This is a genomic window from Streptococcus sp. 20925_1_44 (genome assembly GCF_041432435.1).
GTDB classification, from domain to species: Bacteria; Bacillota; Bacilli; order Lactobacillales; family Streptococcaceae; genus Streptococcus; species Streptococcus infantis.
This window is the reverse complement of record NZ_JAPVZQ010000002.1, coordinates 165,643-177,430: the sequence shown is the minus strand read 5'-3', so window position 1 is coordinate 177,430 and position 11,788 is coordinate 165,643. Positions and strand designations below refer to the sequence as shown.

General features: G+C 40.9%; 13 protein-coding genes. 12 read left to right on the top strand and 1 reads right to left on the bottom strand.

Annotation, left to right across the window (positions count from 1 at the left end):
- Positions 1 to 73 precede the first annotated feature (73 nt).
- The 12 genes from O3643_RS03680 (at position 74) to groL (ending at position 10,215) form a co-directional block, all read left to right on the top strand.
- The gene (locus tag O3643_RS03680; protein ID WP_371499928.1) at positions 74 to 469 is read left to right on the top strand and encodes a single-stranded DNA-binding protein; all 396 of its coding nucleotides are present in this window, start codon (positions 74 to 76) and stop codon (positions 467 to 469) included.
- Between the two features lie 229 nt (positions 470 to 698).
- Complete coding sequence (locus O3643_RS03675) at positions 699 to 1,643, top strand: substrate-binding domain-containing protein (RefSeq protein ID WP_371500093.1); 945 nt, start codon at positions 699 to 701, stop codon at positions 1,641 to 1,643.
- Entirely contained in the window at positions 1,643 to 2,959 is a 1,317-nt protein-coding gene (locus tag O3643_RS03670) for a sensor histidine kinase (protein ID WP_371499926.1), read from the top strand. Before O3643_RS03675 ends, O3643_RS03670 begins: the two co-directional genes overlap by 1 nt.
- A 6-nt stretch (positions 2,960 to 2,965) precedes the next feature.
- Positions 2,966 to 3,649: a response regulator transcription factor gene (locus tag O3643_RS03665; RefSeq protein ID WP_004251853.1), complete on the top strand. Its 684-nt coding sequence runs from the start codon at positions 2,966 to 2,968 to the stop codon at positions 3,647 to 3,649.
- Positions 3,646 to 4,944 (top strand): ABC transporter substrate-binding protein, encoded by a 1,299-nt coding sequence (locus O3643_RS03660; protein ID WP_006151627.1) that lies wholly within the window; start codon positions 3,646 to 3,648, stop codon positions 4,942 to 4,944. Before O3643_RS03665 ends, O3643_RS03660 begins: the two co-directional genes overlap by 4 nt.
- A gap of 139 nt (positions 4,945 to 5,083) precedes the next feature.
- Positions 5,084 to 5,521 carry a PTS sugar transporter subunit IIA gene (locus O3643_RS03655; RefSeq protein ID WP_006151794.1) on the top strand — a complete coding sequence of 146 codons (438 nt, stop codon included), beginning with the start codon at positions 5,084 to 5,086 and terminating at the stop codon, positions 5,519 to 5,521.
- 14 nt (positions 5,522 to 5,535) lie between these two features.
- Entirely contained in the window at positions 5,536 to 6,030 is a 495-nt protein-coding gene (locus O3643_RS03650; RefSeq protein WP_000261775.1) for a PTS sugar transporter subunit IIB, read from the top strand.
- A 52-nt stretch (positions 6,031 to 6,082) separates the two neighbouring features.
- Positions 6,083 to 6,925, top strand: coding sequence for a PTS sugar transporter subunit IIC (locus O3643_RS03645; RefSeq protein ID WP_006151610.1), 843 nt, complete (start codon positions 6,083 to 6,085; stop codon positions 6,923 to 6,925).
- Positions 6,909 to 7,763 (top strand): PTS system mannose/fructose/sorbose family transporter subunit IID, encoded by an 855-nt coding sequence (locus O3643_RS03640; RefSeq protein ID WP_250306803.1) that lies wholly within the window; start codon positions 6,909 to 6,911, stop codon positions 7,761 to 7,763. The genes O3643_RS03645 and O3643_RS03640 overlap by 17 nt, the downstream gene beginning before the upstream one ends.
- A 101-nt stretch (positions 7,764 to 7,864) precedes the next feature.
- Positions 7,865 to 8,158 (top strand): hypothetical protein, encoded by a 294-nt coding sequence (locus O3643_RS03635; protein ID WP_004251862.1) that lies wholly within the window; start codon positions 7,865 to 7,867, stop codon positions 8,156 to 8,158.
- Positions 8,159 to 8,295: 137 nt separating this feature from the next.
- Positions 8,296 to 8,580 carry a co-chaperone GroES gene (groES, locus tag O3643_RS03630; protein ID WP_024053998.1) on the top strand — a complete coding sequence of 95 codons (285 nt, stop codon included), beginning with the start codon at positions 8,296 to 8,298 and terminating at the stop codon, positions 8,578 to 8,580.
- A gap of 15 nt (positions 8,581 to 8,595) precedes the next feature.
- The gene (groL, locus tag O3643_RS03625; protein ID WP_036756892.1) at positions 8,596 to 10,215 is read left to right on the top strand and encodes a chaperonin GroEL; all 1,620 of its coding nucleotides are present in this window, start codon (positions 8,596 to 8,598) and stop codon (positions 10,213 to 10,215) included.
- A gap of 250 nt (positions 10,216 to 10,465) precedes the next feature.
- Here the strand turns inward: groL and serS are convergent, their stop codons facing one another.
- Complete coding sequence (gene serS, locus O3643_RS03620) at positions 10,466 to 11,740, bottom strand: serine--tRNA ligase (RefSeq protein ID WP_036756896.1); 1,275 nt, start codon at positions 11,738 to 11,740, stop codon at positions 10,466 to 10,468.
- Positions 11,741 to 11,788 lie beyond the last annotated feature (48 nt).

Sequence of the window (11,788 nt, the reverse complement as noted above, 5' to 3'; positions counted from 1 at the left end):
CATTATAAAAAAAGTTACAAATTTTGTAACTTTTTTTGATTTCCTTCGAATAAATAAGTAGGAGGATGAAAAAATGTATAATAAAGTTATTCTTATTGGAAGAACAGTTGCAACACCAGAATTGCACAAAACCAACAGCGACAAGTCTGTGGCTCGTGCGACGATTGCTATTAACCGTCGTTTCAAGGACCAGAATGGGGAACGCGAAGCTGACTTCATCAATATTGTTGTCTGGGGCAAACTGGCTGAAACCTTGGCTAGCTACGCGACTAAAGGCAGTCTCATTTCTGTCGATGGGGAGCTCCGTACCCGTAAGTTTGAGAAGAATGGTCAGACCAACTATGTGACCGAAGTTCTCGCTACAGGCTTCCAACTTTTGGAAAGTCGTGCTCAACGTGCTATGCGTGAAAATAATGCTGGTCAAGACTTAGCAGATCTTGTTTTGGAAGAGGAGGAGCTTCCTTTCTAGAATCAATTATAGAAAAAAGCTGGTTCGTTTATAGACTGGCTTTTTCTATTGTTTCTAGTTTTATTGTTCGGAAATTACTTCTTAAAATAGGTCAAATAAATGTCCTTGTACAATAAAATCAAGCATTTTTTTTGAAAAAGTAGTAGAATAAAGTAATATATATTCAAAATTTTCAGAAAAGGAATGAAATTTGAAGGAAAATAAAGAGAAAAAAGAATTGTTGAAATGGATGATAAAGCGTATATTACTGCTGATTCCAGTTGTCTGTATTCTCTTTTGGATTTTTGGCCGTTGTCAAACAAGTGGCATCAAGGATCAGACTAAAATTGGTGTAACCTATATGACCATGAACAATGAGTTCTATAAAAGTATTCATTCGGAAATTAGTCGAATTTCCGATGAAAGAGGAGCTCTTGTTTGCGTCCGAGATCCAGAATTGGATGAAGAAAGGCAGAGCCAGCAGATTGATGATTTTTGTGCTCAAAAAGTTGATGTGATTGTGATCAATCCGGTCAAGGGGGATAGCCAGTCCATTTTAACTGCTCTTGAAAAAGCTAGAAAACAAGGAATTAAAATCATTGCAGTCGATACCCAACTGAAAAATTTTAAGCCCGATGCAAGTATTGTATCTGATAACTACCAAGCGGGAGTAATGATTGCTAAAGAGCTCATGAAACGTTCTTCTAGCGCTCGAGTCCTCCTTTTGGAGCATAAAGGGACTGTCTCAGCAGATACGCGGATTCAGGGGTTTAAAGACACTATAGAGGGGCACAGTTCTTATCAGATTGTATCGGAACTAGAAACCAAGGGGCAAACGGAGATCGCCATGCCGGCTGTCCAGAATTTTTTACAATCAGGGGTTGAAATTGATACCTTGGTTGCCTTAAATGACCGCTCGGCTATAGGAGCTTTAGCTGCAATTAAGGAGCAAGGAAATAGCCAGTCCATTGCAATTTATGGAATTGATGGCTCACCAGATATGAAATCCTTGTTGCACTCGACGGATGATGTAGTGGGAACCGTTGCTCAATCTCCCTTGAAGATGGGAGACCGTGTTATGGAAGTTATCCAAGATATTTCTGAAGGGAAGAGCTATACCAAAGAGGTGATTATTCCAGTTGAAATGATGACAAAGGAAAACATTGATCAGTTTGATGTGAATGGGTGGCAGTAATGAGAAAGTTTAGAGGTGTTCGATACAGTTTGGCCATTCTTATGGTCGTGAATTTTATTGCTGTTATGCTCAACAGTATTATCTATCTTCAAGCAACCAACTATATCATCGCTCAACGCCAAGCCTCTCTATTATTGGAGCGCCTAGAGCGTATTCCTTTTGCTCCATCTACGACTTTTTGGTTGTCAGCAATCTTATTTGCTGGAATTGCCTTAATATCAATGAGTCGTTATAGACCTCAAACAAGTCGATGGTCCATTTTTGATAAGAGGAATCTTCTGGAGATTCTCCTGATGCTACTATTGATGTGGGTTCAGAACATAGCTTATAACGGGCTCATTCTCTTGGTTTTTGCGGATATCTTCTATGGCTCCAAAGAGTTGAATACCAAGAGAGATCGGAAGTATTGGTTTGCCTTTATCCTAGTGAGCTTCTTGATGCTCCTTGTAACCAATTCAGACGTCTTTTCGCTTTTCTTCCCAATTCCTTCTCTTGATACCTATATTCATTTTTATCCTGAATCTATCCGTATTTTGGCCTTTTTCTTAAAGAATTCCCTCTACGCCTTGAATATGGTACTCTTCATTATTTCACTTTTATTTTATATCATGAATGTCCTTGCGGAAAATCATGAAGTTGAACAAGAGCTGGCCATGGTGTCCAAGGTTAATACCGAGTTGAACAACTATATGGCCTTATCTGAGAAGATTGCGGAGGATCGGGAGCGCAAGCGGATTGCGCGGGAGATTCACGATACCTTGGGACACGCGTTAACAGGGATTTCAGCAGGTTTAGATGCTGTCGGGGTCTTGATTGATATCAATCCAAGTCGTGCCAAAGAGCAGGTAAAAAACGTATCAGAAGTCGTCCGTGAAGGAATCCAGGATGTGAGAGGCTCTCTCAATCGCCTTCGTCCAGGAGCCCTTGAGGAGCGAACCCTCAAAGATGCTTTAGAAAAGACAATCCGCGAGTACCAAATTCTTTCAAACTTGCAAGTTGATTTCAACTATGAATGGGTTGATGTCGATATGGACGTCATGATTGAAGATACAATCTTTCGTGTGATACAAGAGTCTATGACTAATGCGGTTCGCCACGGTCATGCCAGCCACATGAACCTCCATTTTTTTGAGGACGAAGAAGATTACATGATTGAGTTGCAGGATAATGGAGTTGGGTTTGAAACCTTGACCTATGGCTACGGACTCAAACAGATGATGGAGCGTATTTCAATTCTAGGAGGCCAGCTTCAATTTGAAAGTCGCGATGGATTTTTCACACGTGTTAGTTTACCAAAATATAAAGAAGGGAGATAAGAGATGATGATAAAAGTAATGGTGGCGGATGACCAGTCCTTGATTCGAGAATCTCTGAAAATTATTTTGTCGGCCTACTCAGATATTGAAGTGGTAGCCACAGTGGAAGATGGGAATCATGTCTTGTCTAGCATTCCACACTCGCATCCGGATTTAATCTTAATGGATATTCGGATGCCAGGCATGGATGGGGTTTTGGCTACAAAAGAAGTAAAAGAGCACTATCCGGATATCAAAATTATTATTTTAACAACCTTTGACGATGATGAATTTATCTATAGTGCGCTCAAGTATGGTGCTTCAGGGTATCTCTTAAAAGGAGCCTCGACAGAGGAGCTTTATGAAGCTATTAAGGTGGTACATCAGGGAGGAGCAATGATCAACCCTGATATCGCAAGCAAGGTCTTTCAAATTTTCTCACAAATGGCCAAATCAAATTTCTCTATTGCTGTGGATGAGGATAACGTTAAGGATTTGAGTACGACGGAATGGCGCATTATCCAAGAGATTGGCTATGGTGAGTCAAATAAAGAGATTGCGGCTAAACTCTTCTTATCAGAAGGAACTGTTCGTAATTACTTATCAACGATTTTGTCGAAATTAAACCTAAGAGATCGAACGCAATTAGCGATTTGGTCAGTCCAAACAGGAGTGACCCGACGTGATTTTTCAAAAGGAAATACGGAATGAAATTGAAGCGAAAGCAACTTTGTTTAGGGATTTGTCTCCTTTTTATGCTCTCTTTGAGTGCTGGTTTTTATTGGTGGAAACAGCAACCGACCGTCCTTCATATAGGAGTTTATGCAGGTTCTAGTTGGGATGTACCGACCAGTCAACGTTCCCATGCATTGGATCTTGCGATCCAAAAATTTGAAAAGTCCCATCCTAATGTTCGTGTGGAATATGAAAATGGAATTCCGCAGTCGGAATATTCAAACTGGCTCTCAGAAAAAATTGTATCAGGAAAGACCCCTGATGTGTTTATGGTTTCTGAGAAAGATTTGTCCTTATTGGCGGCACGTGGCGTTTTAGAAAAGTTAAACGGCTATATGAATAAAGAAGACCAAGTTGCTTTTTATCCTGTTGCATTTGAATCAGGTGTCTATCAGGGGCAAACCTATGCCTTGCCATATGAAAGTAATCCTATTTTGATGTGTGTCAATAAAGATTTGCTGGATAAAGAAGGCATTGAGGTTCCCAAAGAAGGTTGGAGCTTGGAAGAGTTCTATACAATTTGTAAAAAACTAACCAAAGATACCAATGGAGATGGTCAATTGGATCAGTTTGGGAGTACAGAATACACCTGGAAAGAAGCTTTGGCAGCAAATGGAGGCAGTCTCTTTCAGGGTGGGATGCTCAAACTTACGGCTCCAGAAGTCAAAGAATCTTTGACTTTTTTACAAAAATTGGAAGAGCTGAATAAGAACTATAAGGTGAGTTCCAAAGATTTTGACCAAGGGAAAGTAGCGTTTTACCCCATGACTTTGGCTCAATATAGGACTTATAAACCTTATCCCTACCATGTTTCCAAATATTCAAACTTCACCTGGACCTGTATTCCTATGCCTGCTAAGTCAAAAACCACCAAGGCGACCTTGGTTACGACTACTTCTTTTGCTATGTCAGCTCGGACTCCTCATTCAAAGTTAGCTTGGGAATTGATGCAAGTGTTGACAGAGGATCCAGAAATCCAACAAACTCTTTTTGCACAATCTCAAGGGATTTCCGTTATGCCACAGGTGGTCCAAAGTCAGTCTAGTAAAGATCTTCTACAGGTAGATGATTTTGGCACGGATTCCTTGACCAATCAGACCTTAAATCGTATCATGGAACAAGCTGTTGAAAGTAGTCCCAAGAATGTATCCAAAGAAGTTTTAGAAAAGCTTGACTATTTAATTAGCAATGCTTTACGCGATCAGGATGTTGAGAACCGCCTGCCGCAAATTCAAAGGGAGATTGAAAGTAGTCTTCAGGTAGGAGTTTAAAGAAAATAAGATGACATCGTGTCAAGTGACAGATGTCATTTTTTTATTGCTAAATGTCATGTTTATAATGTGACATTTGACAATGTAAAAGCGCTTCCAAATAATCTACAATAGAGTCAAATAAAGGAGGCGTAGCAAAATGAAATACCTCATTTTAGTCAGTCATGGTGGATTGGCAGAAGGGCTAAAAACATCGCTAGCTATGTTTGCTGGTGACAAGATGAATCAGGTCATTGCAGTTGGACTTAAAGAAGGAAAATCGATCGATGACTTTGCAGTTGACTTTAGAGAGAGCATTTCAGAATTGACAGCAGATGATTCTGTGCTGGTCTTGGCAGATATTGTAGGTGGTAGTCCATTAACCACGGCAGCCACTGTCCTAGAAGAAGCTGGAAAGCTAGATGGAACTTTGATCCTTGGTGGGATGAACCTCACCATGGCCTTGACAGCAGTTGTGATGAAGGATGTGTTGGATGGAGACGATTTGTCAGCAACTATCTTATCAGAAGCACAATCTGCACTACAGCCTTTTGAAGTTTCAGCCACTAGTGCTGAAGAAGATGATGACGATATTTAATAGGGAGGTACCTTATGGTAGTAACATTTGTACGGATTGATGACCGCATGATTCACGGTCAAACAGTCACACGTTGGGCAAAGGAAAAACCATGTGATGGTTTGATTGCCGTAAACGATGCAGCAGCATCAAACAAGGTTTTAATTCAAGCATACAAGGGTGCGTCAGACAAGAAAACCTTTGTATGGACAAAGGAAGCCTTTAAAGAAAAATCAGCAAAAGTAACGGAATCTGACAGTCGGTACTTCTTGATTACCAAAAACCCAATTGATATGAAGGAAATTTTGGTGGATCAAGGTTTTGTCCCAGGAGATGTTAAAGAAATCATTGTTGGCCCTGCAAATGATCGACCTGGTGCAGTGAAATTGGGTAATAACCAATCCATCACACAGGAAGAAGCAGAAGCCTTCCAAGCCATTCAAGCAGCAGGATATAAGGTGAAATTCCAGTTGTTGCCTGATGTTTCGATCGGTTATTGGGATGATTTCAAATCAAAATTTGGTTTTTAAAACTAACAGTTCAACTGTTAAATAAATTTACAAACAAAAAGGAGCGTTTGTTATGACAATTTCATGGATTCAAGCAATCTTGCTTGCTGTTTTCGCCAGCTTGTCTTCAATGCCTGGTATGGGAGGTTCCAGTATCGGGAACTATACACTCGGTCGTCCCTTGATCGGTGGGTTGATTTCAGGTTTAATTCTTGGAGATGTGACAACCGGTATTATGGTCGGGGTTGCCCTTCAAGTCGTTTATATCGCCTTGGTAACACCTGGTGGAACCGTATCTGCCGATGTTCGTGCCATCTCTTATATCGGTGTTCCTCTTGCTATCTTGTTTGTGCATGCAAATCACATCACAGATGAAGCTGGAATTGCAGCAGCTGCAGCCCCAATCGGTGCGGCCGTTGGAACAATCGGTACAGTTCTTTTCTACGGAACAGCTACCATGAACTTGCTTTGGCAACACATTGGTTGGAAAGCCGTTGAAGAAGGAAACTTCAAAAAACTCTACGCAGTTGACTGGGTTTACCCATGGATCTCTCACTTCCTCTTCTCTTTCCTTCCAACTATGATTATCACTAAATATGGTGAAAACATGGTTGATTTGATGAAACTTTACCTTCCTATGGATGGTTTCTGGATGAAAGCCCTCTTTACAGTTGGAGCCCTTCTCCCATGTGTCGGTATTGCTATCTTGTTGAAACAAATTGTTACAAAAGCAACTGACTTCATTCCATTCTTTGTTGGATTTACCTTGGCTAAATCTCTCGGCTTGAACTTGGTAGCTAGTGCAGTTGTTTCATTGATCTTTGCAGTAATCTACTATGAACTTGAAGTGATTAAATCTATGAAAGCTGCTCCGGCTGGGGTTGTTTACGTAGACGATGATGAGGAGGATATTTAAAATGGCTGATAGAAAGAAAATTTCAAAGAAAACATTAGCAAAAGCATTTCATCATTGGTATTATGGTCATTTGACTTGTTTCTCTCAAGAACACATGCAAACCTTCGGGTACTTGACTTCTATGCTTCCAATCGTAGAAGAAATGTATGATACAAAAGAAGAACAAAAAGATGCTATGCAAACCTATACTGCCTTCTTCAATACTGAACCACAACTTGGATCTCTTGTTGTAGGGATTACAGCTGGTTTGGAAGAAGCACGTGCAAATGGAGATGCAGTAGATGGTGAAACCATCAATGGGATGCGTGCCGGTTTGATGGGACCAATCGCTGGTATTGGTGACTCTTTGGTCGTTGGTACCTTGATTCCAGTTCTTTTGGGAATCGCCCTTGGTCTTTCTAAAGGTGGGAACATCGCTGGTGCTATCTTCTACATCGTCGTATGGAATTTCTTAGTATACTTTGGTATGCGCTTTGCCTTCTTCAAAGGGTATCAATTAGGGGATAAGGCCGTTGAATTCCTAGTAGGACCAAAGGGACAAGCTCTTCGTAAAGCAATTAGCGTTGTCGGTGGTATGGTTATCGGTGCCGTTGCAGCGACTTGGGTCTCTGTTACAACAGCACTCGAATTCCAAAATGCTAACGGAGAAGCCTTCCTTAAAATTCAAGAAAAGATTGATGGTGTTTATCCAGGTCTCTTGACAGCAACCTTCATCACTATTTGCTGGTGGTTGATGTCTAAGAAAAAAGTTTCACCAAACAAAGTCATGTTAATTCTAGTTGTTGTTGCCTTAATTGGTGTTGCTCTAGGTATCTTTGACCCACATCTTAATTACTAAGGTCAAGAGACCCCAATATTTACTAGTAAAAATTTTGAGAATGAAGTAGACTAACCTCCTTCTCTTACACTTCATTCTCAAATTTTATCAGGAGGATTTTCATGGTTACAAAACAAGAACTTGTTAATGGATATGAAACAGAAATTAAGTATCAACGTCACATGCTTGAAAATCTGGGTCGTTGGTTCAGTTTGCTCTTTATCACTGCTAGTATTGGTGTGGTATTGATTTATCTTTTTCATAAAACCTTCCTCCCACTCTTAATTTTCGGAATTTTACTTGCCTTGATTGGAATATTGGGAATGGTGGTTATTGGATATGGTATCTATCGAGGGCGGATCAATCTACAAAAAGTAGTCGATGATTTTAATCGAAAATTGACAATTCTCAATTAATATTAAAGGAACATCTCTTTCATTTTTTGAGGTGTTTTTTTCTTGACTATTTCTGACTAAGTGATACAATAGAACTATGGTTTAGCACTCGTAGATAAAGAGTGCTAATAATATGATTGTCTTATGGAGGAAAGCAGATGTTGAAACCATTAGGAGACCGCGTGGTCTTGAAAATTGAAGAAAAAGAACAAACTGTCGGAGGCTTTGTTCTGGCAGGATCAGCCCAAGAAAAAACAAAAACAGCTAAAGTTGTAGCTACTGGGGAAGGTGTTCGCACCTTGAACGGTGATTTGGTTGTTCCAAGTGTAAAGGTTGGAGATCAGGTTTTAGTGGAAGCTCATGCAGGTATTGATGTCAAAGATGGGGATGAAAAATATATCATCGTAGGTGAAGCTAACATCTTGGCAATTATCGAAGAATAGGAGGAGAAAGTAAGTATGGCAAAAGACATTAAATTTTCATCTGATGCACGTTCAGCTATGGTTCGCGGTGTTGATATCCTAGCTGACACTGTTAAAGTAACCTTGGGACCTAAAGGTCGTAACGTTGTTCTTGAAAAATCATTCGGTTCACCATTGATTACCAATGATGGTGTAACAATCGCTAAAGAAATCGAACTAGAAGACCACTTTGAAAATATGGGTGCCAAATTGGTATCAGAAGTAGCTTCTAAGACGAATGATATTGCTGGTGACGGGACTACTACTGCAACAGTATTGACTCAGGCTATCGTTCGTGAAGGAATCAAAAACGTTACTGCTGGCGCAAATCCAATTGGTATTCGCCGTGGGATTGAAACTGCGGTCGCTGCAGCTGTTGAAGCCTTGAAGAACAATGCTATTCCAGTAGCCAATAAAGAAGCTATCGCTCAGGTCGCTGCAGTATCATCTCGTTCTGAAAAAGTTGGTGAATACATCTCTGAAGCCATGGAAAAAGTTGGTAAAGACGGAGTTATCACTATTGAAGAATCACGTGGTATGGAAACAGAACTTGAAGTCGTAGAAGGAATGCAATTTGACCGTGGTTATCTATCACAGTACATGGTCACTGACAATGAAAAAATGGTTGCAGACCTTGAAAATCCATACATTTTAATCACTGACAAGAAAATTTCAAATATCCAAGAAATCTTGCCACTTCTAGAAAGTATTCTTCAAAGTAGCCGTCCGCTCTTGATTATTGCAGATGATGTTGATGGTGAAGCTCTGCCAACCCTTGTTTTGAACAAGATTCGTGGGACTTTCAACGTAGTTGCTGTTAAGGCACCAGGATTTGGTGACCGACGTAAAGCTATGCTTGAAGATATCGCAATCTTGACAGGTGGAACTGTTATCACAGAAGATCTTGGACTTGAGTTGAAAGATGCTACCATCGAAGCTTTAGGGCAAGCAGCTAAAGTGTCTGTAGATAAAGATAGCACAGTCATTGTTGAAGGTGCAGGAAATCCTGAAGCGATTGCTAACCGTGTAGCTGTCATCAAGTCTCAAATCGAAACAACAACTTCAGAATTCGACCGTGAAAAACTCCAAGAACGCTTGGCTAAATTATCAGGTGGAGTAGCAGTTATCAAGGTCGGTGCTGCAACTGAAACTGAATTGAAAGAAATGAAACTCCGCATCGAAGATGCCCTTAACGCTACTCGTGCAGCAGTGGAAGAAGGTATTGTTGCAGGTGGTGGTACTGCCTTAGTGAATGTCATTCCAGCTGTTGAAGCTTTAGAATTGACAGGTGATGAAGCAACAGGACGTAGCATTGTGCTTCGTGCCTTGGAAGAACCAGTTCGCCAAATTGCCTACAATGCAGGCTATGAAGGTTCAATCGTTATCGATCGTTTGAAAAATGCAGAAGCTGGTACAGGCTTCAACGCTGCAACAGGTGAATGGGTCAACATGATTGAAGCAGGTATTATCGATCCTGTTAAGGTTAGCCGTTCAGCCCTTCAAAACGCAGCTTCAGTTGCAAGTCTTATCTTGACAACAGAAGCCGTTGTGGCCAACAAACCAGAACCTGTAGCACCAGCACCAACTATGGATCCTTCAATGATGGGTGGTTACTAATAAATAAAAACAGGTAGAAATCATGATTTCTACCTGTTTCTTTTGAATCACTTAAAAAGAGAGTGGGACAGAAATCGGTAATTCGTTAGAATTCGATTTCGTCGTCTCACCTCCGCACAGTTGAGTAGGGCTGTAAAAGCTGATGAAATCAGCGAAGTAGAGCCCACTCAACCACTGCGTCTTGCACGACAATCTAAAGACAATTGAAAGGCCAGGACTTTTGTCCCAGCCTCTTTTTTATCTGAAATTGTTATGGTTTGATGACTTCAGCTCCACCCATGTATGGACGAAGGACTTCAGGAATAGTAACAGAACCATCTTCGTTTTGATAGTTTTCAAGAATAGCAGCAACGGTACGTCCAACAGCAAGTCCAGAACCATTCAAGGTGTGGAGAAGTTTAACCTTACCATCGGCTTCATCACGATAACGGATTTGGGCACGACGTGCTTGGAAATCTTCTGTATTTGAACAGCTTGAGATTTCGCGGTAGGTATTTTGTGCTGGGATCCAAACTTCCAAGTCGTAAGTCTTGGCAGCTGAGAAGCCCATATCTCCTGTAGAAAGAGCAACGACACGGTATGGCAAGTTGAGTTTTTGAAGGATGTTTTCAGCATTAGCTGTCATCTTTTCTAGTTCTTCGTATGATTCTTCAGGTTTAGCAAATTTCACCATTTCTACCTTGTGGAATTGGTGCAAACGAATCAAACCGCGAGTATCGCGACCAGCAGAACCAGCTTCAGAACGGAATGATGGACTCATAGCAGTAAAGTAGATTGGCAAGTCTTTTCCGTCAAGAATTTCATCACGGTAGTAGTTAGTCAAAGGTACTTCAGCTGTAGGAATGAGGACATAGTTGGTATCGCTGATCTCAAAAGTATCTTCCTTGAATTTTGGATATTGGCCAGTACCAAACATAGAATCATGGTTAACCATGTAAGGGGTGATGACTTCAGTATAACCTTCCTTACCATGCTCATCTAGCATAAAGTTGTAGATGGCACGTTCCAAGCGAGCTCCGAGGCCTTTATAGAAGAGGAAACGAGCTCCAGTGACTTTTCCACCACGTTCCCAGTCAAGAATACCAAGGTCTTCTCCGAGATCCCAGTGGGCTTTTGGTTCAAAGTCAAACTCACGAGGAGTTCCCCAACGGCGAACTTCTACGTTATCATCTTCGTCTGCCCCAATAGGAACACTGTCAGCTGGGATGTTTGGAAGAGTAGTGGTAAATTCTGTCAATTTAGCATCGATTTCAGCTAATTCTGCATCGAGTGCTTTGACTTCGGCAGATAGGGTTTGCATGGCAGCAATCTTATCATCGGCATTTTCTTTGTTGCGCTTAGCTTGAGCAATTTCAGCAGAAACCGTGTTACGCTCTGCCTTGAGGGTTTCAACCTTAACCAAGATGTCACGACGTTTAGCATCGATTTCTTTCATCTCGTTCAAGATAGCAGCATCTACACCACGTGTAGCCAATTTTTCTGCGACAGCATCAAAGTCTGTACGAATACGTTTGATATCTAGCATATAAACTCCTTTATGAAAAAAGCACACCTGACAAAGCGTTGGAGTGGC

What these genes read in the sequence shown, in the direction of transcription:
- O3643_RS03680 (WP_371499928.1), top strand. Translation starts at nt 74, where the DNA reads ATGTATAATAAAGTTATTCTTATTGGAAGAACAGTTGCAACACCAGAA.
- O3643_RS03645 (WP_006151610.1), top strand. Translation starts at nt 6,083, where the DNA reads ATGACAATTTCATGGATTCAAGCAATCTTGCTTGCTGTTTTCGCCAGC.
- O3643_RS03650 (WP_000261775.1), top strand. Translation starts at nt 5,536, where the DNA reads ATGGTAGTAACATTTGTACGGATTGATGACCGCATGATTCACGGTCAA.
- O3643_RS03675 (WP_371500093.1), top strand. Translation starts at nt 699, where the DNA reads ATGATAAAGCGTATATTACTGCTGATTCCAGTTGTCTGTATTCTCTTT.
- serS (WP_036756896.1), bottom strand. Translation starts at nt 11,740, where the DNA reads ATGCTAGATATCAAACGTATTCGTACAGACTTTGATGCTGTCGCAGAA.
- groL (WP_036756892.1), top strand. Translation starts at nt 8,596, where the DNA reads ATGGCAAAAGACATTAAATTTTCATCTGATGCACGTTCAGCTATGGTT.
- O3643_RS03655 (WP_006151794.1), top strand. Translation starts at nt 5,084, where the DNA reads ATGAAATACCTCATTTTAGTCAGTCATGGTGGATTGGCAGAAGGGCTA.
- groES (WP_024053998.1), top strand. Translation starts at nt 8,296, where the DNA reads ATGTTGAAACCATTAGGAGACCGCGTGGTCTTGAAAATTGAAGAAAAA.
- O3643_RS03665 (WP_004251853.1), top strand. Translation starts at nt 2,966, where the DNA reads ATGATAAAAGTAATGGTGGCGGATGACCAGTCCTTGATTCGAGAATCT.
- O3643_RS03635 (WP_004251862.1), top strand. Translation starts at nt 7,865, where the DNA reads ATGGTTACAAAACAAGAACTTGTTAATGGATATGAAACAGAAATTAAG.
- O3643_RS03670 (WP_371499926.1), top strand. Translation starts at nt 1,643, where the DNA reads ATGAGAAAGTTTAGAGGTGTTCGATACAGTTTGGCCATTCTTATGGTC.
- O3643_RS03660 (WP_006151627.1), top strand. Translation starts at nt 3,646, where the DNA reads ATGAAATTGAAGCGAAAGCAACTTTGTTTAGGGATTTGTCTCCTTTTT.
- O3643_RS03640 (WP_250306803.1), top strand. Translation starts at nt 6,909, where the DNA reads ATGAGGAGGATATTTAAAATGGCTGATAGAAAGAAAATTTCAAAGAAA.